General features: G+C 68.2%; 22 protein-coding genes. 11 read left to right on the top strand and 11 right to left on the bottom strand.

What is annotated here, in order from left to right; translation table 11 throughout:
* Nucleotides 1–75 precede the first annotated feature (75 nt).
* Nucleotides 76–1,005, top strand: coding sequence for an AraC family transcriptional regulator (locus CVV72_RS32885; protein WP_219147797.1), 930 nt, complete (start codon nt 76–78; stop codon nt 1,003–1,005).
* Here CVV72_RS32885 and CVV72_RS32880 read toward each other — a convergent pair.
* Genes CVV72_RS32880 through CVV72_RS32865 form a run of 4 tightly spaced genes read right to left on the bottom strand, consistent with a single transcriptional unit; the run spans nt 993 to nt 4,134 of the window.
* On the bottom strand, nt 993–1,349 hold the full coding sequence (locus CVV72_RS32880) for a lipopolysaccharide assembly LapA domain-containing protein (protein WP_219147795.1): 357 nt from the start codon (nt 1,347–1,349) through the stop codon (nt 993–995). The genes CVV72_RS32885 and CVV72_RS32880 overlap by 13 nt on opposite strands.
* A gap of 38 nt (nt 1,350–1,387) precedes the next feature.
* Nucleotides 1,388–2,536, bottom strand: a complete 1,149-nt coding sequence (locus CVV72_RS32875; RefSeq protein ID WP_219147793.1) for a dipeptidase — start codon at nt 2,534–2,536, stop codon at nt 1,388–1,390.
* Nucleotides 2,537–2,545: 9 nt separating this feature from the next.
* A complete protein-coding gene (locus tag CVV72_RS32870; RefSeq protein WP_219147792.1) occupies nt 2,546–3,178 on the bottom strand; it encodes an alpha/beta hydrolase in 633 nt (210 codons plus the stop codon).
* Nucleotides 3,175–4,134: a ring-cleaving dioxygenase gene (locus tag CVV72_RS32865; RefSeq protein ID WP_219147791.1), complete on the bottom strand. Its 960-nt coding sequence runs from the start codon at nt 4,132–4,134 to the stop codon at nt 3,175–3,177. The genes CVV72_RS32870 and CVV72_RS32865 overlap by 4 nt, the downstream gene beginning before the upstream one ends.
* Before the next feature lie 98 nt (nt 4,135–4,232).
* Here CVV72_RS32865 and CVV72_RS32860 point away from each other — a divergent pair, with 98 nt between their 5' ends.
* Entirely contained in the window at nt 4,233–4,694 is a 462-nt protein-coding gene (locus CVV72_RS32860) for a MarR family winged helix-turn-helix transcriptional regulator (protein ID WP_219147789.1), read from the top strand.
* Between the two features lie 112 nt (nt 4,695–4,806).
* On the opposite strand, the gene CVV72_RS32855 is transcribed toward CVV72_RS32860, so the two are convergent.
* From CVV72_RS32855 to CVV72_RS32840, 4 genes are read right to left on the bottom strand one after another with little or no spacing between them, the layout of a single operon-like run.
* Entirely contained in the window at nt 4,807–6,414 is a 1,608-nt protein-coding gene (locus CVV72_RS32855; protein WP_219147788.1) for a benzoate-CoA ligase family protein, read from the bottom strand.
* Nucleotides 6,415–6,433: 19 nt separating this feature from the next.
* Complete coding sequence (gene boxB, locus CVV72_RS32850; protein WP_219147787.1) at nt 6,434–7,855, bottom strand: benzoyl-CoA 2,3-epoxidase subunit BoxB; 1,422 nt, start codon at nt 7,853–7,855, stop codon at nt 6,434–6,436.
* 7 nt (nt 7,856–7,862) lie between these two features.
* Nucleotides 7,863–9,455: a 2,3-epoxybenzoyl-CoA dihydrolase gene (gene boxC, locus CVV72_RS32845; RefSeq protein ID WP_219147786.1), complete on the bottom strand. Its 1,593-nt coding sequence runs from the start codon at nt 9,453–9,455 to the stop codon at nt 7,863–7,865.
* Nucleotides 9,456–9,487: 32 nt separating this feature from the next.
* The gene (locus CVV72_RS32840; RefSeq protein WP_219147785.1) at nt 9,488–9,928 is read right to left on the bottom strand and encodes a hypothetical protein; all 441 of its coding nucleotides are present in this window, start codon (nt 9,926–9,928) and stop codon (nt 9,488–9,490) included.
* 732 nt (nt 9,929–10,660) lie between these two features.
* Here CVV72_RS32840 and CVV72_RS32835 point away from each other — a divergent pair.
* Genes CVV72_RS32835 through CVV72_RS32825 form a run of 3 tightly spaced genes read left to right on the top strand, consistent with a single transcriptional unit; the run spans nt 10,661 to nt 13,716 of the window.
* Nucleotides 10,661–12,562 carry an ABC transporter ATP-binding protein gene (locus CVV72_RS32835; protein WP_219147783.1) on the top strand — a complete coding sequence of 634 codons (1,902 nt, stop codon included), beginning with the start codon at nt 10,661–10,663 and terminating at the stop codon, nt 12,560–12,562.
* Between the two features lie 45 nt (nt 12,563–12,607).
* Nucleotides 12,608–12,799, top strand: a complete 192-nt coding sequence (locus CVV72_RS32830) for a hypothetical protein (protein WP_219147782.1) — start codon at nt 12,608–12,610, stop codon at nt 12,797–12,799.
* A gap of 32 nt (nt 12,800–12,831) precedes the next feature.
* Nucleotides 12,832–13,716, top strand: coding sequence for an alpha/beta fold hydrolase (locus CVV72_RS32825; RefSeq protein ID WP_219147781.1), 885 nt, complete (start codon nt 12,832–12,834; stop codon nt 13,714–13,716).
* On the opposite strand, the gene CVV72_RS32820 is transcribed toward CVV72_RS32825, so the two are convergent.
* Together CVV72_RS32820 and CVV72_RS32815 are read right to left on the bottom strand one after the other, a co-directional pair.
* Nucleotides 13,697–14,458 (bottom strand): 2-keto-4-pentenoate hydratase, encoded by a 762-nt coding sequence (locus CVV72_RS32820; protein WP_219147780.1) that lies wholly within the window; start codon nt 14,456–14,458, stop codon nt 13,697–13,699. The two genes, CVV72_RS32825 and CVV72_RS32820, sit on opposite strands and share 20 nt — an antisense overlap.
* On the bottom strand, nt 14,455–15,252 hold the full coding sequence (locus CVV72_RS32815) for a 2-keto-4-pentenoate hydratase (RefSeq protein ID WP_219147779.1): 798 nt from the start codon (nt 15,250–15,252) through the stop codon (nt 14,455–14,457). The genes CVV72_RS32820 and CVV72_RS32815 overlap by 4 nt, the downstream gene beginning before the upstream one ends.
* Nucleotides 15,253–15,414: 162 nt before the next feature.
* On the opposite strand from CVV72_RS32815, the gene CVV72_RS32810 reads away from it, so the two are divergent.
* The 4 genes from CVV72_RS32810 (at nt 15,415) to CVV72_RS32795 (ending at nt 19,214) form a co-directional block, all read left to right on the top strand.
* Nucleotides 15,415–15,987 carry a hypothetical protein gene (locus tag CVV72_RS32810; RefSeq protein ID WP_219147778.1) on the top strand — a complete coding sequence of 191 codons (573 nt, stop codon included), beginning with the start codon at nt 15,415–15,417 and terminating at the stop codon, nt 15,985–15,987.
* 62 nt (nt 15,988–16,049) lie between these two features.
* The gene (locus CVV72_RS32805) at nt 16,050–16,457 is read left to right on the top strand and encodes a CoA-binding protein (protein ID WP_219147777.1); all 408 of its coding nucleotides are present in this window, start codon (nt 16,050–16,052) and stop codon (nt 16,455–16,457) included.
* Nucleotides 16,458–16,738: 281 nt separating this feature from the next.
* Nucleotides 16,739–17,521: an IclR family transcriptional regulator gene (locus tag CVV72_RS32800; RefSeq protein WP_219147776.1), complete on the top strand. Its 783-nt coding sequence runs from the start codon at nt 16,739–16,741 to the stop codon at nt 17,519–17,521.
* A 1-nt stretch (nt 17,522) separates the two neighbouring features.
* Nucleotides 17,523–19,214 carry an L-lactate permease gene (locus tag CVV72_RS32795; RefSeq protein WP_219147775.1) on the top strand — a complete coding sequence of 564 codons (1,692 nt, stop codon included), beginning with the start codon at nt 17,523–17,525 and terminating at the stop codon, nt 19,212–19,214.
* Here CVV72_RS32795 and CVV72_RS32790 read toward each other — a convergent pair.
* Entirely contained in the window at nt 19,195–19,605 is a 411-nt protein-coding gene (locus CVV72_RS32790) for a GNAT family N-acetyltransferase (protein ID WP_219147773.1), read from the bottom strand. The two genes, CVV72_RS32795 and CVV72_RS32790, sit on opposite strands and share 20 nt — an antisense overlap.
* 150 nt (nt 19,606–19,755) lie before the next feature.
* Between CVV72_RS32790 and CVV72_RS32785 the strand changes: the two genes are divergently transcribed.
* A complete protein-coding gene (locus CVV72_RS32785; RefSeq protein WP_219147772.1) occupies nt 19,756–20,628 on the top strand; it encodes a nuclease in 873 nt (290 codons plus the stop codon).
* A gap of 124 nt (nt 20,629–20,752) precedes the next feature.
* On the top strand, nt 20,753–21,148 hold the full coding sequence (locus CVV72_RS32780) for a sigma factor-like helix-turn-helix DNA-binding protein (protein ID WP_219147770.1): 396 nt from the start codon (nt 20,753–20,755) through the stop codon (nt 21,146–21,148).
* Nucleotides 21,149–21,193: the final 45 nt, after the last annotated feature.

The raw sequence follows: 21,193 nt of genomic DNA, 5'->3' as shown, positions 1-21,193 counted from the left end.
GCGTCGCCGTGGGCCTTCCACCGGTCAGCCCAGCCTCTCACCGAGGTTGGCGTCCCCTTCTCTACCCTCGCCGGGGTGGACGTGTTCAGTGACCTGATCCGCGGGATGCGCTCCCACGGCTCCTTGTTCGGCAGTTCGACCCTGTCCCCGCCGTGGAACCTGCGCTTCGTGGACGGCGCGCCCCTCACCCTGTGCGCCGTGCTCACCGGCGCGGGCTGGATCGTGCCGGAGGACGGCCCGCCAGAGCCGCTTCGCGCGGGCGAGTCGGTCATCGTGCGCGGCCCCGCGACGTTCGCCTTCGTCGACGAGATCGGTACCGCGGCCGAACCGATCGCGTGCGGCGAGCACTGCGCGACGCCCGAACTGGGCGGGACCCGGCACCGGCTCGGCTGGATCGGCGACCCGGGCGGCGAGACGACCTTGATCGTCGGCGCGTACCCGGTGCGCGGCGAGATCGGCCGTCCGCTGCTGGACGCGCTGCCCGTCGTGCTGCGGGTGGACGCCGGCGGCCCGGGCGACCCCGTGCTGGAACACGTCGCCGCCGAGGTCGCCATCGACGCGCCAGGACAGCAGGTGGTCCTCGACCGGCTGCTCGACTGGTTGCTGGTGTGCTCACTGCGCGAATGGTTCGACCGGCCGGGCGGACGGCCCCCGGCGTGGTGGGCCGCGCAGCGGGATCCCGTGGTCGGCGACGCCCTGCGCCTGCTGCACACGGAACCGGCGGCACCGTGGACCGTCGGCACGCTGGCCGGGCGGATCGGGGTATCGCGGTCGACGCTGGCCAAACGGTTCGCCGACCTGGTCGGCGAACCGCCGCTGACCTATCTCACCCGCTGGCGGATGACCCTCGCGGCGGATCTCCTCACCGGCCCGGAGCCCGCGACCCTCTCCGAGATCGCCCGCACCGTCGGCTATTCCGACGCGTTCGGGTTCAGCGCGGCGTTCAAACGCGTGCGAGGCGTCAACCCGAGCGAGTTCCGGCGAGGGGTCCTTCAGCGCAGCTGATGTCGCGACTTCTTGGCCTGCTTGCGCAACTGCAGGATCCGCGCGCCGCCGACGAGCGCGACCAGCACGCCACCGGCGATCACGGAGAACAGCATCGCGACCGCCAGCGGCATGCTCCCGGACATGCCCAGGAAGTGCACGGTGGCCGTGTCCTGGTTCTGCAGGATGAACACGAGCAGGAACACCAGCACGATCAGCGCCACGATGACGGCGATCCAGGTGCCGCTCACCCGCGTCCGTTTGAGCTTCGGGGCGGCTTCGAATTTACCGCTGTGGCGTGCGCCGCCCGCGGTGTCGGACGGCTTGACGGGAACCTCGGCGGCGCCCTCCTGCGGCTGCGTCATGCAGGACAGTGTCCGCCGAAGCGGGCTTGATCGCGCTCTCAAGCGTCCGAACGGGTGACCTCGTCGGCCGCGCGCAGCACGCGCAAGGTGTTCTTCCCGGCCAATTTCGCACAGTCCTCTTCGCTCCAGCCGCGTTCCAGCAGCGCGGCGAACAGCACCGGGTACTTCGAAACGTCTTCGAGGCCTTCGGGCAACGTCGCGACTCCGTCGTAGTCGCCGCCGAGTCCGATGTGGTCGACGCCCGCCACTTCGCGCGCGTGCTCGATGTGCGCGACGACGTCGTCGATTCCCGCCTTCGGCTTCTCCGGGCCGCCTCGTTCGGCGGTGAACTTCGTGCGCTGGTCGATGTTCCGGTAGTCCTTGCCCGCGGCTTCCATGTCCTGCCGCAACCGGTCGTCCCACTCCGCGACCTTCGGCGAGATGAAGCCCGGCACGAACGTCACCATGGCGACGCCGTCCTTGGCGGCCAGGGTTTCCAGCACGTCGTCGGGGATGTTGCGGGGATGGTCGTTGACCGCGGTGCAGGAGGAGTGGCTGAAGATCACCGGCGCGGAACTGACCTCCAGCGCGGCGCGCATCGTGCTCGGCGCGACGTGCGAGAGGTCGACCAGCATGCCGATCTTGTTCATCTCGCGGACGACGTCCCGGCCGAAGTCGGTGAGACCGCCGTGCGCGGGTTCGTCGGTGCCGGAGTCGGCCCAGGTGGTGTTGTAGTTGTGCGTGAGCGTCATGTAGCGGACCCCGAGACGGCGGAGGATCCTCAGCACACCAAGGGATTCGGCGATGCTGTGACCGCCCTCGGCGCCGAGCAGTGACGCGATCTTGCCGTCACGGAAAGCGCTTTCGGCCTCGTCGGCGGTGTCCACGAGGGCCAGGCGATCGGGGTAGCGCTCGGCCATCTGGTGCACGATCTCGATCTGTTCGAGCACCGCCGTCACCGCGCTGTGGCCCTCGAACTGGCAAGGCACGTAGACGGACCAGAACTGCATCCCGAGCCTGCCCTCGGCGAGCTTCGGGAAGTCGGTGTGCAGATGCGGCTGACGGACCGTGAGATCCGTGCCGGCCACGGCCTCGACCGGATCCGGCCCGGTCGTGACCCGCAGCTCCCATGGCAGATCGTTGTGCCCGTCCGCGAGGAGGACCCTGTCGAGCAGGGCCTGGGCGCGGACGAGGTCCCCGTTAGTCATCGGCCGATGTTACGTTCGCGTGCTTTGCTCTCCCCGCCATGGGTTGAGCCACCCCGCGGCCGCTACCAAACCGTTGCCGGTCACCTGGTGCCCGCCGGGATGCCGGTGGGCGACGACGTCCGCGCCGCGCTCGCGCAGGTCACGGACGAGCGTCTCCGCCGAAGCCAGCGGCGCCATCGGATCGTGGTCGCCGTTCGACAGGAAGACCCTGGTTCCGGACAGGTCGTTCCGGGGCGGGGAAGGCACCGGGGACATCGCCGCGAACAGCGCGGCCTCCCGGACGGCGTCCGGGCGGAGCAGGGACACCGCGGCGGCGATGTTGGCGCCGTTGGAGAACCCGATGGCGACCAGCCGCCGGTCACCGAGGGCGTATTCCTCACGCGAGGCGAGCACGAAATCCGCCAGCTGGTTCGCGCGGTAGACGACGTCCTCGTGGTCGAAAACGCCTTCCGCCAGCCTGCGGAACCACCGGGCCGCACCGTGTTCCGACACCGGCCCGGCGGGCGCGAGCAGCGCCGACGCCGGGCTCAGCTGCCGGGCGAGCGGCACGAGATCGTCCGGGCCACCGCCGGTGCCGTGCAGGAGCAGCAGCACCGGCTCGTCGGGCGCCCCTTCGACGTACTTGTGCTCCAAGGTGCTCATCGCGGGTTGTTCTCGCTCGGCAGGTCCAGCTTCGGCAGCATGGCTTCGATGTCCTCGCGCTTGGGCTCCAGCCACGGCGGCAGTTTCAGCGCGCGGCCGAGTTCCAGCAGCGGCTCGTCGATCGCGAATCCGGGTTCGTCGGTCGCGACCTCCAGTAGCGTTCCACCCGGCTCACGGAAGTAGATCGAGCGGAAGTACTGACGGTCCAAAATGGACGTCACGTTCACGCCGTCGTCGATCAGCTCGTCGCGCCAGGCGGCCTGGGTGTCCTCGTCCGGCGCGCGCCAGGCGACGTGGTGCACGGTGCCCGCCGCCACCAGCCCGCGCGGAGCGTCGGGCGTGACGAGGACGTCGACGAGCGCGCCGGGGCCGCCTTCACCAGCGGAGAACCGCAGGCGGTTGTCCTCCTGGTGGACGAAGGCAAGGCCGAGGCCGTCGGTCAGCATCCCGGCGGTCGCGTCCTCTTGGGACACCGACAGCGTGACGGAGTGCAGCCCGCGGATGGCGTGCTCGGCGGGGACCAGCTTCGTGTCCCACGGGTCACGCGGGTCGCCCTGCGGATGCGCGACGAGCGCGAGTTCGAGGCCGTCCGGGTCGAGGAAGGTGAGCGTCTCCTCACCGTCGGCGTTGCGGACCTGGCCGGTCTCCACGCGGTTCTCGGCGAGGTGCGCCTTCCACCAGCCGAGAGAGGTCTCCGGCACGGAGAAGGACGTCCTGGTCGCCTGGCCGGTGCCGTGACGGCCCTTCGGCGCGTCCCGCCACGGGAAGAACGTCATCAGCGAGCCGGGCTTGCCGGACTCGTCGCCGTAGTAGAGGTGGTACGTGCCGGGGTCGTCGAAGTTCACGGTGGTCTTCACCAGCCGCAGGCCGAGTGCCCGGGTGTAGAAGTCCGCGTTGCGCTGGGGGTCGCCACCGATGGCGGTGACGTGGTGCAGGCCCGAAGTCTTGATCGACATGGTGCCCCTCCTCTGGAGCCGGTGAACTCAAGCTAACCCGATAACCTCTCGCGCGCAAGATATATTCCAGGAAGAGTTCTTGGTGTACCCTCGCTCGCGTGGCAGTGGTGAAATCGGAGGAACCGAACGACGACGAAGTGGTCACGTGGTGGGGCTTGGTGATCGAGGGCTACCTGGCCACCCAGAACAAGCTGATGGGCGAGATCGCCGAACGGTTCGGCCTGGCGCCGGCGTCGTTCGACATCCTGCTACGGCTCGTGCGCTCACCCGAGCACCGGATGCCGATGACGCGGCTGGCCGTCGAGGCGGCGCTGTCGAGCGGCGGGTTCACCAAGGTCGCGGACCGGCTGGTCGCCGCGGACCTGATCTGCCGCGTGCCGAGCCCCGACGATCGCCGCGTCACGTTCGCGGCGCTCACCGACCACGGTCTCGACGTCGCCGAGAAGGCGAGAGAAGCGTGTGCCGAAATCCTGCGGCGCATCGTCCTGACCCCGCTCGGTGACGGCGCGCACGATTTGGCCGAGGCCATGCGGACCCTGCGCACCGTCAACGGAGCTTGATCCGCCCCGGTCACGCGAGTTACGCCTTCGATCACGCGAGTTACGGGTCTGAGCACGCGAGATCCGTCTCTGCCCACGTGAGCTTGGCGTGCGGAGTCGGCGAACAGGCGGATCAGCCGGGCAGGGGCGACGTGGGATCCGGCTGATACGTCCGGACCTCGTACATGTCCCGCACCAGTTCCCGGATGACGTTGCGCCGGATCTTCCCGGTCGCCGTCTTCGGCAGTTCGCCCAGCTCGACGATGCCCCGCGGCCGCTTGAACGACGCCAGGCCCGCCCGGCAGAACTCGATCAGCTCGTCCGCGTCGAGCCTGCCGCCCGGTACGCCGACCACGCACGCGACCGGTTTCTCGATACCGTCGGCGTCGAAGGCGGCCACCACCGCGACCTCGGCGACCGCCGGATGCTGCCGCAGCCTGTCCTCGACCTCGGCGGGCGACACCCAGATCCCGCCGGGTTTCAGCATGTCGTTGAAGCGCCCGAGGCAGGTGTAGCTCCCGTCGGCGTTGCGCACGAAGCTGTCGCCCGTCCGCAGCCACTCGCCCTGGAAGACTTGCTTCGTCGTTTCGTACCGCGCCCAGTAGCCGGTCGCGATCGACGGCCCGGCGACGAACAGTTCACCGGGCTGCCCGTCCGGCACCGGCTCTCCCTGTTCGTCGCGCAGCGCGATCTCGTAGCCCGGAACCGGCACCCCGGTGCTGCCGGGGTGGACCTGGCGGGGCCGGTTGGACAGGAAGATGTGCAACGCCTCGGTCGAGCCGATCCCGTCCAGGATCTCGACGCCGAAGCGGTCGCGGAACCGTTCGTACAGCACCGCGGGTAGCGGCTCCCCCGCCGAAACGGCTTGGCGCACCGAGGAAAATGTGTCGTCGGGAATGTCACTGGCGAGCAGCGCCGCGTAGAACGTCGGGACGGCGAAGAACAACGTCGGCAGCTCCGCACGGACCCTGGCGGCGATCAGCCCCGGGGTCGGCCTCGCCGGTTCGAGCAGGGTCGTCCCGCCGGCGGCGAGCGGGAAGAAGGCCGAATTTCCCAGGCCGTAAGCGAAGAAAAGCTTCGGGACGGACAGGAACCGGTCGTTCGGCCCGATGTCCAGCACGCCGCGCGCGTACGTCTCGCAGACCGCGCGGATACTCGCGTGCCGATGCATCGCGCCCTTCGGCTTGCCCGTCGTTCCCGACGTGTACAGCCAGAGCGCGGGCGAATCCTCCCAGGTCGGCGCCGTTTCGAAGCCGTCCTCGTCCACAGTGGACAGATCGCCCCATTCGTGCGCGCGGACCCCGGACGGCAGTTCGGCCACCTTGGCGCGATCCAGCACGACGTCCGTGACCTCCGGCGCCAGCCCCAGCGCGACCGTCGCCTGCGCGGCGAACTCGCCCGAAACACACAGGACCCTGGCCCGCGAATCGGCGAGCAGCTTGCCGAGGTCCAGCCCGGTGACCATGGTGGACACCGGTACCGCGACCGCTCCGGCCAGCATCGCGCCGAGGATCCCGGTGAGCAGTTCGACGTCGTCGACCATGCAGAAAAGGACCCGCTCCTCCGGGCGGACGCCGATCGCCTTCAGCCCCGCCGCGACCCTGCGGCTTTCGGCCGCCAGCCCCGCGTACGTGAGGCTCCGCCTCGGGGAAACGACCGCGTCCTTCGCCCCGCGTCCTTCCGCCAGATGCCGGTCGAGCAGGTAGCTCGCTGCGTTGAAACCGGTGGCAGCAGCGGACACAGGCACACCTTCTATCGGCTCAGCTCAGGTAAACGTATTCATAGTCGAACGGTTTCCCATTGATGCCCTGACGTGGCGGTGCCACCCAGCTCGCGATCTTTCCTCGCTCGTACACCGGGTGCATCAGCGATCGGACGAAGGTCAGGTCTTCGGGAGTGGGCAGCCACTTGCGTTTGCCGGCCAGCCAGGTCCGCTCGTCGACAACGGTGCCGTCGGGCGTCACATGGTGGCCGGAGTTTATGCCGACTTCGCGATTGAATCCAGGGTGCGGGAGGACGAATCGGAAGTCGATGCCCGCCTCCTCCAGGATCCTGTTCCAGCGGTTGACGCCGGTCTGGCAGTCGGCGCGGTACTCCTCCCGCAGGTCGAGGTTCAGCAGCAGGATGGCCGCGAGTTCCTCGGTCTCCCAGGTGCCGTCGGCCCGCGGCCGGGACAGCGAGCCGGCGGCGTCGGTGAGCTTGTGGTCGTCCTTGCGGCGAGCCTCCTGCCAGCGGCCTTTCAGCCCGGCGGTGTAGTAGTTCGCCGCGTTGGTCGACGTTTCGCCACCGAACAGGTCGAGCGACACGGTGTAGTGGAAGTTGAGGTAACGCTGGATGACGTCCAGCGGGATCCCGCCGTGCCCGGCGATGTCGAAGGTGTCGTGCTCGCGGATCAGCTCGGCACTGCGGGTGACCACCCGGTCGACCCCGGTGGTGCCGACGAACATGTGGTGCGCCTCTTCCTTGAGCATGAATTCACAAGTGCGGGAAAGCGGGTCGAAGCCGCTTTCCTTGAGGGTGCCGAGCTGATATTTGCCATCACGATCGGTGAAATAAGTGAACATGTAGAACGCGAGCCAATCCGCGGTCTCCTCGTTGAAGGCGCCGAGGATCCGGGGTGCGTCCGGACTTCCGGAATTCCGGAGCAGCAATCCTTCCGCTTCGTCCCGGCCTTCGCGGCCGAAGTAGGCGTGCAGCAGATACACCATCGCCCACAGATGGCGGCCTTCTTCGACGTTGACCTGGAACAGGTTCCGCAGGTCGTAGAGGCTCGGCGCGGTGAGCCCCAGCAGCTTCTGCTGCTCGACCGACGCGGGTTCGGTGTCACCCTGGATCACGATGAGCCGCTGCAGGTCGGCGCGGTATTCGCCGGGCACCTGCTGCCAGGCGGGCTCGCCCTTGTGCTCGCCGAAGCCGATGACCCGGTCCGGATCCGGCTCCGCGAGGAAGATCCCCCACCGGTAGTCGGGCACGTCGACGTGGTCGAAATGCGCCCAGCCGTCCCGGCCGACGCTGACCGCGGTGCGCAGATAGACCCCTTGCGTCCGCAGCGCGGGGCCCATTTCGCCCCACCAGTCAAGGAACTTCGGCTGCCAGCCCTCCAGTGCCCGCTGGAGGCGGCGATCGCCGGAGAGGTCGACGTTGTTGGGGATCTTGGCGTCGTAATCGATCTTGGTCGGCATGGGCTGTTCAAACCCGCTTCCTGTCGAAGACGGCCTTCTGACCGGTACCGTAGCGACGCAGCGCGCCCTCGGGGCCGGATGCGTTCGGACGAGTGAAGATCCAGTTCTGCCAAGCGGCCAGGCGGCCGAAGATCTTGCTTTCCAGTGTCTCGGGGCCGACGAACCGGTGGTTCGCCTCCATTCCGGTCAAGGCGTCCGGGCTGAGCGAAGCCCGTCCTTCCAGCGCGATCCGGATCTCGTCCTCCCAATCGAGGTCGTCCGGGGCGTCGGTGACCAAGCCGAGTTCGTTCGCCTCCGCCGGGCTCAGCGGCTTGCCGCGGAACTTCGCGAGCCTCGTGACGTGATCCGGGTCGCCGAAGAACCGGGATTCGAGGCGCGTCAAGCCGTTACTCATCGGGAAGCGGCCGAAGTTGGCTTCGGACAACGTGATCGACGCACGTTCTTCACTGTCTTCGTCGTCGACCAGCGGACCGTCCAAGATGTACTGCCGGTCCGCGGCGAGCGCGAGCTCCAGCAACAGCCCGGCATAGCAGCTACCAGGCTCGACGAGGGCGATCAGGCTGCGGCTGGTGACGTCCAGCCGCTTCAGCGTCCGTTTGAAGTAGTGGACGATTTCGTTGCTCAGACAGTCTTTCGCGTCGAACACGACGCGTTCGTGTTCGAGGACCTTCGCCGGATCGCCTTCGGTGCGGAGCACCCACGTGCCGAGTTCAGGTTCGTTGGTGCGCAGGCGAAGGATCGCGTCGTCGAGTTCGCGGGTGACGTCCAGGAGCCAGCCGTCGTCGCCGTCCGGACCCTTGACGGTGATCGTCGCATCGGTCTTGCCGAGGCCGATGTCGACATAACGATGCTTGAGTGGCTTCAGCTCGACGCCTTCGCCGTCGAGCCGCTCGCTCGTCCGCGCGATCTCCTTCGCCCTGGCCAGCACGGCTTCGCGGAAGCCCTGCCGCGGTACGAGTTCGTCGACGAGCCGCCAGTCGACCGCGGTCCGCCCCTTCACCCCATCGGGGCGGGTGGCGAAGACGTCGGCGAGGTCCCGCCGCACGCCGCGTTTGTCGACCACCCTGGTGAGCCCGCCGGTGCCGGGCAGGACGCCGAGGAGCGGCACCTCCGGCAGCGCGACGGTCGAGGAGTTGTCGTCGACCAGCAGGATCTTTTCGCAGGCGAGCGCGATCTCGTAGCCACCGCCGGCGCAGGTGCCGTTGACCGCCGCGACGTAGATCTGCCCGGAGTGCGCGGCGGCGTCCTCCATGGCGTTGCGGGTCTCATTGGTGAATTTGCAGAAGTTCACCTTCCACTCGTGCGACGACGAAGCCAGCATGCGGATGTTCGCGCCCGCGCAGAAGACGTTGTCCTTCGCGCTGGTCACGATGACCACGCGGACCTCGGGATGCTCGAACCGCAGCCGCTGCGTCGCGTCGTACAACTCGATGTCGACGCCGAGGTCGTACGAGTTGAGCTTGAGCTCGTAACCCGGTACGAGACCCCCGTCGGCGTCGACATCGAGTTCGAGCCACGCGACGTCGCCGTCGGTGGACAGTTTCCAGTGCCGGTAGCCGCTGGGATGACGTTCGAACGTCACCGATGTGGTCCGCGTCACCCTACTGATTGTCTACATGGCACTGATCAGCGTCAATGTTGTGTAGAAAGTTGGTCACGGAGCGCGGGCTCCCGGTTGAGTTTCGTTGCCGCCCAGGTCACGAACGCCCACAGCACCAGCGCGGAAGCCGTGTCGGTGTAGATCGTGGCGAACCAGAAGGCCGGGATCTGCGGCACGGCGACCAGGAAGTGGCCGAGGCTCGCGAGCCCGGACAGCGAATAGACCATCAGGAAGGCGAGCGCCCGCCAATAACGTCCGCGCAGGTAGTCGCGGTAGCCGAGCACGCCGAAGACGGTGAGCAGGACGTACGCGACGACGACCAGGGTGGCGGCCATGCCCACCGAGATGCCCTCGACCTGCGGATAGTCCGCCGCCCTGAGCACGTTGTGCGCGTAGTGCAGCGTGGTGGACAACAGCGTGAAGGCGAGGATCAGCCGTAACGCGGTGAGCCCCCGGCCTTGAAGAGTTTCCATGTTCGCCCCCTTTGCGACTTGATAGATCGCTCTAGCGAGAGAGTAGCCCATGGCGGGCGAGAGATGAAGGGACCTTTGGTCCTGCGCGTGACAGGAGGGGCGCCGCGGCTGACCGTGTGGATTTCGGTGCGTTGGACGACCCAAAACCCACACAGTCACCTGGAGGAGCAAGGGACCTTCACCACCGCGGGGCGTGACCGGGGATAGAGACGTTGAGTGTCCGTATCTCCAGACACCCCTCATGTAGCGACCGTGTGGGTTTCGGGACGTCGGATGTCCTGAAACGCCACAGTCACCCGTAGGAAGCAAGGGACCTTCGCTACCGCGGGGCGTGACCGGGCCGGAGACAGGAGGGTGTGCGGGGATAGAGACGTTGAGTGTCCCTATCTCCACACACCCCTCACCCCGCGTAACGACCGTGCGGGTTCAGGACACCAGGCGTTCTGAACCCCCAGTCACCGAAAGGAAGCAAAGGACCTTCGCTACCGCGAGCCGTGACCGGGCCGGAGACACAACGGTGTGCGGAAATAGAGACGTTGAGTGTCCCTATCTCCACACACCCCTCACCCCACGTAACGACCGTGCGGGTTCAGGACACCAGGCGTTCTGAAACCCACAGTCACCTTCAGGAAGCAAGGGACCTTTGCTACCCCCAGCCGCCGAACGCGGGTCGCGAACCATCGCGTCACCGTCAGCTCAAAAATGTCGGTGGGTGCGCGTAGAGAAGGAGGAGTGCCCGAATCGACCGTGCCCCTGATCGGGGTCGAGAACCTGAAGATGCCCGACTGGGCCACCCCCGACGAGACTGTGGCCGACGCGGGGATGGTCAAGGCCATCCGCGCGCTCCCGTCCGCCGTGGCGATCGTGCTGCGGCTGGCCTGGCGGACGTCGGCGCGGCTGACCCTGCTCGCCGGCGTCGTCCACGTTCTTTCCGGTTGTGTCACGGCGTTCGGCCTGCTGGCGACGGCGAACGTGTTCACCGCACTGCTGGAGAGCGGGCCGACACCGGACAGGGTGCTGGAATCGCTGCCCGCGCTGATGATCGTCATCGGCTCGTACGCCTTGCGCGCGCTGCTGGACACGGCGGTGGCCGCGGTCGAGGGCACGCTCCGGCCGCGGGTCGTGACCTCGGCGGGCGACGAGGTCACCGCCGCCATGGTCAGGGTCCGGTTGCTGGCCTTCGAGGACGCCGATTTCCGGGAACTGGCCAGGCAGGGCGCGCGGGACGGGGTCCGGTCGATCGAGATGAGCCTGCGCTGGATCGCGGATCTGACGTCGGCGCTGATCTCGCTGATCGCCGCGCTGGTAGCGGCGGGTCTGCTGAACCCTTGGCTCGCGCCGGTGCTCCTGCTCGCGGCGGCGGCCGACGGCTGGGCGGCGGCCAAGGTCGCGCGGCTGAACTACCGGCACTACCTCGACACCGTCGGCCGGAACATCCGGAAGAGGATCGTCGAAGAGGTGGCCACCTGGCGCCAATTCGCCCTCGAACGGCACGCCCTCACCTTGCAGGAGCCCTTGCTCGACGAGTACCGCCGGATCACCGAAAGCCTGATGCGCGAGGAGGTCCGGCTCGCGCATCGCAGCAACATGGTCCGCCTGACCGGTCGCGCGGCGGCCGGGGTGGGCACCGCGATCGCGTATCTGGTGCTCGGTCTCCTGCTCTACGGCGGGCAGATGGAACTCGCCCTCGCCGGGACGGCCGCGCTCGCCATGCGGACGGCGTCGAACTCGCTGTCCGTCACGATGCGCGCGGTGAACGCCATGTACGAGGAGTCGTTCTACATCGCCTTCTTCCAGCGGTTGCTCGTGGAATCCGGGAAACGCGGCCCGGTGAAGGACGGGGTCTCCGCGCCGCCGGATCCGGCGGAGATCCGGTTGGAGAACGTCGGTTTCACCTATCCCGGCCAGGAAACCCCCGCGCTGCGCGAGGTTTCGCTGACCATCCGGCGTGGTGAGGTGATCGCCCTCGTCGGGGAGAACGGTTCGGGCAAGACCACGCTGGGCAAGCTGCTCACCGGGCTCTATCCGCCTTCGGAGGGAAAGGTGTTCTGGGACGACGTCGATCTCGCCGGTGCCGATCACGAGTCGGTGCACGCCAACATCGCGGTCATCGCCCAGGATCCCGCCGAATGGCCGATGACCGCGGAGCACAACGTGACCGTCGGCAGGCTCGGCCGGGAAGACCCGGAGCGCACCGCGTGGCATGACGCGATCATCTCTTCCGGCGCCGACGAAGTGATCGATTCCTTGCCCGCCAAGGAGAAAACGGTGCTGTCCAAGAAGTTCAACGACGGGCAGGACCTTTCGGGCGGGCAGTGGCAGCGGATGGGCATCGCCCGCGGGATCTACCGCGACGCCGCCGTCCTGGTCGCCGACGAGCCGACGGCCGCCCTCGACGCGAAGGCCGAGGCACGGGTCTTCGCGGGGCTGAGGCACGCGAGTGTTTCCGGGGCGGGCAGGCGTACGACGATCCTGGTGACCCATCGGCTGGCCAACATCCGCTCCGCGGACCGGATCCTGGTGCTGGAGAAAGGGCGGCTGATCGAGCAGGGCACGCATGCCGAACTCATCGAGGAAGGAGGCCTCTACCACGAGCTTTACGAAATCCAGGCCCGTGCGTATCGCGGCGAGTGAGCGGGTAACCGGTGGACGGCAAGGACCCGATCCACCGGAGGAACCATGTCCGACCAGGAAGACCGCGAAGCAGCCGACGGCCCGAGCCCGGCCGACGTCTCCGAAGAAGCCGTCCAGCTCAGCAGGCCCGACGGCGGCGAACCGGGCGACACCGAGCCGGAGGAGATCGCCGAAGACGAGGGCACGCAGCGAACCGCCGGGCCGGAGAGCCAAGCCGTCCACATCGAGGAGGCGTAGCCGATTTCGCCTTGGCCGGTCACACTGTCCTGATGCCGGAGAAGATCGCCGAAGTGAACGGCATCCAGCTGTGCCACGAGACGTTCGGTCCGTCGGACGGCAGGCCGTTGCTGATGATCATGGGTTTGGCGTCGCAGATGATCTGGTGGGACGACGAACTCTGCGAGGACCTCGCGGCCGAGGGGTTCTACGTCATCCGTTACGACAACCGGGACGCCGGCCGGTCCAGCCGGATGTCCGGCCGGGCGAACCTGCCGCTCGCGTACGCCCTCCGCACGGCGCCGTACTCCCTGGCGGACATGGCGGGTGACGCCGCCGGGCTGCTGACCGCGCTCGGTGTCGAGAGCGCGCACGTCGTGGGCGCGTCGATGGGCGGGATGGTCGCGCAGACGCTGGCCATCGAGTATCCGTCGCGGGTGCGATCGCTGACTTCGATCATGTCGACCACCGGCAACCGGTTCGTCGGGCGGCCGAGCGCCAAGGCGATGGCGATGCTGCTTTCGGCGCCTCCTCGCGGCCGCGAGGAGTACGTCGATTCGCTGGTGCGCACCTTCCGCGTCATCGGGTCGCCCGGTTACCCCTTCGACGAGGCCAGGATGCGTGAACGCGCGGAGCGGTCGTTCGACCGCGGCGTCAATCCCGGCGGGACCGCGCGGCAGCTGGCGGCGATCGTTTCCAGCCGGGATCGCTTCCGCGCGTTGCGGAAACTCGAAGTGCCCGCACTGGTCGTGCACGGTTCGAAGGATCCGCTCGTGCACGTTTCCGGCGGCCATGCGACGGCCCGCGCCCTGCGGGAGTCCGAAGTGGACATCGTCCCCGGGATGGGACACGATCTCCCGCGCGCGATCTGGCCCCGGCTGACGCGTGGTCTGGTCCGGACGGCCGACCGCGCCGACGTCAAGACCCGGCGAGCGTGATCGAACCCAGATGCGAGAAATGCGCCGCCACCCGTGAACCCGGGCGCACGTCGACCGCGTCGGTCATCCCGCCGGTGAGCACGATCCAGCCGGGCTCCAGCGCGAGCCCTCGGGCACCGAGGGTGTTGGCCGCCAGCGCCAGCGCTTCCGCCGGATGTCCCTGCACGGCCGCACCGGTGGCGGTGTCGACGATGGCACCGTCGACCTCCAAAAGCGCCGCCTCCAGCGAAAGGTCCACTGCAGACGGTTCGATGCCGACCGGACCCAACGTGAAATACGCCGAGAAACCGTTGTCCGCCACGGCGTCCGGGAGCTTGCCCCGGTAGTCACGGTAGCGGCTGTCGACGATCTCGATGCCGCCGTGGACCCGGTCCACCGCCGCCATCGCGGTCGCCGCGGTGACACCGGGGCCCGCGAGCCGGTCGCCCAATACGAAGACCAGCTCGGGTTCCGCCCGCGGGTGGATCAGCGACGGCACGGGGACGCCGGCAGGCAGCACCATCGCGTCGGTCAGCCACGCGAGCAACGGCGAGTCGATCCCCATCCGCCGCTGCATCACCCGCGAGGTCAGGCCCAGCTTGACGCCGATCACCGTCTCGCCGCGTGCCCGCCGAAGCCGCAGCGCCTCGTCCTGGATCGCATAGGCGGTATCGACGTCCAGATCCGGCCAGGCGTCGGTCAGCGGTTCGCGTTCTTCCCCGGACAGCAGCGCTTCCGCCGCCTCCCGCACACCAAGGCTCACGGCCGTTCCTCCCCGGAGAACTTCGCGGTGACACTGCCGAGCCCCGCCATCGTCGCGACCACGGTGTCGCCCGGACTCACCGGGATCGCCCGCGTCATCGAACCCGGCAGCACGACGTGCCCCGGTTCGAGCGCGACGCCGAGCGGCCCGACCGTGTTCGCGAGCCACACCAGCGCGTTCACCGGCGAGCCGAGCACCGCGCCGCCCGCGCCGGTCGCCGCGATCTCGCCGTTCTGGTGCAGGACACAACCCACGAGCCGCAGGTCGATGTCGCCGATCGCGGTCGGCCTGCTGCCGAGGACGACCCCGCCCGAGGACGCGTTGTCCGCGATCGTGTCGACGATGCTGATCTTCCAGTCCTGGATACGGGAATCGACGATCTCCAGCGCCGGGACGACGAAGTCCACCGCCCGCAGCGCGTCCGCCACCGTGACGCCGGGGCCGCGCAGCCGCGAGCCGAGCACGAACGCGATCTCCGGCTCGATCCTCGGCTGGAGGAAACCGCCGATCGGGATCGCCTGGTGTTCGAGGTGGAACATCGAGGCGGTCAGATGGCCGTAGTCGGGCTGATCGACGCCCATCTGCCGCTGCATGGCGGCGGACGCGAGACCGACCTTGTGCCCGCGCACCTCGTCGCCGCGTTCGGCCCAGTGGCGGACGAGCCGCTGCTGAATGCGGTACGCGTCCTCCAGGGTCGCGGCGGGATACGTCTCGATGAGGGGCGCGATCGGCTTGCCGGTCTCGTACGCGCTGAGCAGCGCGGCCGCGGCCTCCTGCAGCGTGCTGGCGTCCATGGGCTCCTTCCGACAGCCGAACTCTGCCCCGTCGCCTGGGCCCGCACAAGACGCCCGTTCCACTGGCCGGTACGCACGGGGTCGGGCCGAGTCCTGGCCGCCGCCGTACTGATTAGGCCGAAAGGGTCTCGCACGACCCCGATCATCACCTAGCCTGCTCCCATGTCCGATTGGGCGCTCTCACGGGCGAAGGCCAGGATCGACCGTCGCGAAGAGCTCGACGAGCTCACCGCGCGCATCCGCTACGAGGTACGGGTGCACCTCAACGAGCCCACCGCGCACAACGCCTACGACGAGCTGACCGACATCTTCGCTATCGGACACGCGGAGTGTTCGGCGCTGCTGAAGCACCGCCGTGTCCTGCCGCTGTGGGAGCGGCTGCTGCTCCAGCGCTACACCCGCCGCCTCTACGGCAAGGCGGTCTCGGCGACCGTCGGTGACCTCCCCGCCGACGCGGGGCCCGCGCCCGCGACCGCGTTCGGCCAGGAGATCGCCTCCCTGGCCCCGGATTCCGGTGACACGGGGGCGAAATTCGATCTGCAGGGCCGCGGCCTGGTCAACGTCTTCCGGATCGCGGCCGGTCGGCACGGCGCGAGCTGGCCGGACCGCCACGACGTCGCGACGACGTCCGCGCGCAGCGTCCTCACCTGCTCCGCGGTCTTCCTGCGCCGCCGCGCCTGGCACGTCGTCTGGCCGGTGTACCGCGTGCGGGGCCTGCGGCTCTGGAAGCTCTAAAGCTGCCACGCGTGACGGACCTCTACAGGAATGCGGGGCCACCCGTCGTCGTTGAAACCGGTATGACCGATCGCGCCACCGAGATCCTCGCCGGCTCGAAGACGATCGCCGTCGTGGGGCTGAGCCGTGACCCGGCCAAGGCTTCGCACGGGGTCGCCGCCGTGCTGCAGGCACACGGGTTCCGGATCATCCCCGTCCACCCCTCGGCCGACGAGCTGCTGGGCGAGAAGGTCTATCGCTCGCTCACCGACATCCCGGAGCCCGTCGACCTTGTCGACGTCTTCAGGCCGGCCGAGGACACCCCGCCGATCGCCGAACAGGCCGTCGCGATCGGCGCGAAGGCGCTCTGGCTCCAGCAGGGCATCGTCTCCGCCGAGTCCCGCCGGATCGCCGAAGAAGGCGGTTTGGCCTACGTCGAAGACCGCTGCACCGCCGTCGTCCGAGCGGTCGCGAATCTGTCTGTGCGTTAGAAACGCACTTCGCACCGAACCCTCGCCGCGATTTTCCGGCGGGGGTTCGTTCATATCCGTGAACAAAAGAATGACCTTTGAAGTCATACACCGATTCCGATCAGCCGAACGGATTGGTCCAAACCGGTGATCTTGACCAGAAGCCTCCGAGCAGGGAAAACTTGTCCGGTCGCCAGTTCGTTAAGAAACCTTCCCAAGGATCGGGTGAACTGTTAACGTCCGAATCCGCTTAACGGAAACAGGTGCCGGCCATCGGTACCCCGGTCCAACGGAGGGGCGAAGTGGGCACACCACGCGGCCTGGATTCCAGTGGCACACTCGAGCGCGGGCTCGCGGTTCTCGAGCATGTCGGTCAGAACCAGGAGATTTCCACCAACGCGATCGCACGAGCTCTGGGTCTCTCCCGGAGCGCCGCGTACCGCATCGTCGGCACCCTCAAGAACCTCGAATATCTCGAAGCCGATCGTGCCACCGGCCGCGTGCGGCTCGGCACCCGGCTGGTCGAACTCGGCGCCCGCGCGATGGCGGCGACCGACCTCCACCGCTGCGCGCCGCGCTATCTCGCCTCGCTCGCCGAACGCAGCGGCGAGACGACGTATCTCGCCGTCCCCGACAACGACACGATGGTCTACGTCGCCACCGAACGCAGTGCCAACGCCGTCACCCTGGCCTGCCGCCTCGGCACCCGGCGTCCGCAGCACGCGACGTCACTGGGCAAGGCGTGGCTGGCGGCACTGCCCGAACAGGACCGCGTCGAACGCATCCGCCGGATGAAACTCGACAGTCTCACGCTCAAGACGATCAACGATCCGGCCCGGCTCCTCGACGACCTGGCCAGGACCAGCCGTCGCGGCTGGGCCGTGGACGACGTCGAGAACGAGCCGGACGTGGGCTGCGTGGCCGCGGCCGTCCGCGACCACACCGGACGGCCGATCGCGGCGATCAGCATCGCGGGCCCCGCCGGCCGGGTGCTCCGCCGCACCGAGGAACTGGGCGCGACGGTGGCGGGCACCGCGGCCGCGCTGTCGCTCCGGCTGGGTTACGTCCGCGCGCAACGGGGCTGATGTGGGCTGGATCCAGGACTACCAGCCGGCGGGCGGGCTGTGGGTGTCCGCCGCGCTGGCTGCGCTGCCGATCGTCGTGCTGCTGGTGACGCTGGGAGTCCTGCGCAGATCCGCGCATCTCTCGGCGGCGCTGGCGCTGATCACCGCGCTGCTGGTCGCGGTACTGCTGTACCGCATGCCCGCCGGGCTCGCCTTCGATTCCGCGGCCATGGGGCTGGTGTTCGGGGTGTGGTCGGTGGCCTGGATCGCGTTCCACGCCGTGTACTTCCACAATGTCACCGTCGCGACGGGACGCTTCGACGACATCAAGGCGGTCCTCGCCGGGTTCAGTGAGGACCGCCGCCTCCAGGCGCTGCTGATCGCGTTCGGTTTCGGCGCGCTGCTGGAAGGGATCGCGGGCGGTGGTTCACCGATCGCGATCACCGCGGCGATGATGGCCGCGCTCGGTTTCCCGCCGGTGAAGGCGGTCGTGCTCGCGTTGCTGGCGAACACCGCGCCGGTCGCGTTCGGCGGACTCGGCAATCCGCTGATCGTGCTGGGCAGGCTGACCGCGCCGATCCTCGACATGAAACAGGAGCAGGCGACGGAACTGTTCTCGTCGATGGTCGGCCGCCAGCTCCCGGTGCTGGCACTGATCGTCCCCGGATTCCTGATCGTCGTCCTCGCGGGCTGGAAACGGATGATCGAGGTCTGGCCCGCCGTGCTGACGGCCGGGCTGTCGTTCGCGGTCATGCAGTTCGTCACCTCGAACTTCATCAGCCCGAGCCTCGTCGACGTCGCCGCCGCGCTCGCCGCGATGGCCTCGCTGTGGATCTTGACGCGGTTCTGGCAGCCGCCGGCGATCTGGCGTTTCGACGGCGAAGAACCGGTGCGGGCCGGGGCGAGCCTCGGCGCGGCGAAAGCCGGACGCGGCACGCTGTACGCGTGGGCGCCGTACATCGTCCTGATCGCGGCGATCTTCCTGTCCCGGATCGGCACGATCTTCAAGAACCTGCCCGAATGGCTGGACCTGACGAAGCTGCTGCACAAGGCCGACTGGGTGTTCGCGTGGCCGGGGCTGCACAAAGAGGTCGTCCAGCACGCGCCGATCACGCCGAAGGACACCCCGTACGCGGCGACGCTGACCGTCGATTTCCTTTATTCGCCGGGAACGGTGGCCCTGATCGCGGCGATCGCGGCGGGTTTCCTGATGGGCGCGAAACCGCGGCTGCTGCTGGCGACCTACCGCCGGACGCTGCACCAGATGCGCTGGGCGCTGGCGACGATCTTCATGATCCTCGCGATCGCGTTCGTCATGAACTACTCGGGTGCGACGCAGACTCTCGGTCTCGCACTGGCGACCACCGGGGTCCTGTTCCCGTTGTTCTCCGCCTACATCGGCTGGCTGGGCGTCTTCCTCACCGGATCGGACGCGTCGACGAACAGTCTCTTCGGGCCGATGCAGGTGATTTCGGCTCAGCAGCTGCACGTCGACCCGATCCTCGCCGGGGCGACCAACACCTCCGGCGGCGTGATGGGCAAGATGATCTCGCCGCAGAACCTGTCCATCGGCGCCACCGCGATCGGGCGGTCCGGACAGGAGGGCGCGCTGCTGCGGCAGACCTTCCTGTGGTCGGTCGTGCTGACCGCCGTGGTCGGGGGTATCGCGTTGCTGCAGGCGACGGTGCTCGACTTCATGATCCCTGGTCGTTGAGCCGGATCAGGCCCGCTTCGGTCGGCCGGAAACCGCAGGCGCCGAAGTAGAACGGACCCAGTTCCGGCACGAAGTCGACGTGCAGCCATTCGCAGCCCGCCGCCCGCGCGTGGAGCACGGCCAGCCGGACGACAGCCGTGCCGACGCCCCGGTGCTGATGGGTCCCGCGGGTCTTCGTGTCGAGCAGGAAGGCGTGAGCGCCGCCGTCCCAGGCGACGTTCACGAAGCCGACCAGTGTTCCGGCGACGTCGCGGGCGGTGACCCAGCCCAGGCTGTGCCGCCGGATGCCGTTCCACCAACCGGGTACGGGCTCCCCGCCGTGCGAACGGACGAGATCGGACATCTCGTCGTCGGTGACCGGGTCACGCCAGCGATAGGAGAAGTCGGTCATTCCACCAGCATCCACGAAATGATCATTCCGCGCCAACCCTTTTGAAGGTCGCCGAGAATGTCCACAATGGTCACCCTATCTTTACCGGCCATTGGGCTGGATGGATGAACACCAGGTTCGTTCACCGGAATGGGAACTACCGTTGTCCTCATGCCCATGACGCTGATCAAAGGTACGTTCCAGCTCGTCGGAGCCTCACCGGACGGCGATTCGGTCCGGTTCTATCCCGAGGATCCACAGGCGACCAAGAAGGCGGGCCTGAAGGTCCGGCTCAATTCGCGGGGCGGCATGCAGCTGCGGCTCGACGCGATCGACGCGCTCGAAACTCATTACCAAGCCAGGGGAACCGGCGGGATGTGGCATCAGCCCGCGGAATTCGCGGACGCCGCCGCGGCCAACCTGCTGAAGGCACTCGGCTTCAAGAAGGTCGAACGCGATGAACGGGGAACGGTCACTTCGTCGACGCCGATCAAGGTACCGGGTCACATACTGACGCGATTCGCCGACAAATACGGACGGGCGGTGGCCTTCGCCTTTCCCGGACAACGGCCGGGACGGTCGGCCGACCTTTCCAAGGTCCATCTCGACGTCAAAACGCTGAAGAACTCCGCGAACTACCGGCAGGTCGCGGACGGGCTCGTCTACCCGACGTTCTATTCACTGCTTTACCCCGATCTGCGTGAAGCCTTGGCCGATGCGGCGGTCAAAGCGCGTCAGAACGGGCTCGGGCTGTGGCCGCAGGACGTCACGAACTCCGGGTTCAAGCTCTCGTCGCGGCGGCAACTGGCCGACGAACTGGTGATCCTGCCGAAACTCTTCCGCAGGCTCGTCGACTACCTCGCGCTCGACGAGAGCGGCGGGGTCTCGCTGAGCGGCTTCTCCGATTTCCTCGACTCCCGCAACGACCGCCTGTTCACCGTCCCGGACGGGCACGCCACGGAGTTCGAGACGCTGGTGAGCGTGAAGCGGCAGACCGTGAACCTGACGATCGAGCCCGAGCGGATCGTCTTCATCGAGGCCTGAGCCGTGCCCGGTGTCGGCAAAAACACCGTACCTCCCTCCCCCTCCGCCGTGCTCATCTGAAAGGTGGGAGAGGGAGCCGATGCGAGGACACGGTTCACGGCGGCCGGAGGAGGCCGACGGGCGGATGGAGACGGCTTCGAAACTCGTCGACGCCATCCGCGTCCTGGTCGTGCGCTACTGCCGGGCGCGGATCGGCCGCCGTTCGGGTACCTACGACATCGCCGACGCGATCGCGAAGGACAGCTGCCGCGAGATCTTCGCCGGGGCGGCCGGCGCTCCCGCGCTCCTCAGGTTCGCCTACGACGTCACACACGGCCTGGTGGACGACTTCCACCGGACCACCGCCGAGCTGCCGAACCCGCTATCGGGGCTGCCGGGCCAGCAGCGCGAGATCATGGTGCTGCGGACGCTCGTCGGGCTTTCCGCCGACGACACCGCGCTGGCGCTCGGCTGCTCCGTGCAGGCCGTCCGGCTGGGGCAGCACCGGGCGCTGAGCACCCTGCGCCCGACCCCCGCCTGACGCGTTCCTTCGCAATTAGTCACCTACTTGCGTTCGATCCCGCGC

The organism is Amycolatopsis sp. TNS106, assembly GCF_019330265.1.
Taxonomy (GTDB): Bacteria; Actinomycetota; Actinomycetes; order Mycobacteriales; family Pseudonocardiaceae; genus Amycolatopsis; species Amycolatopsis lurida.
Note: the sequence above shows the minus strand (reverse complement) of the source record. Positions and strands in the feature narration are given on the sequence as shown.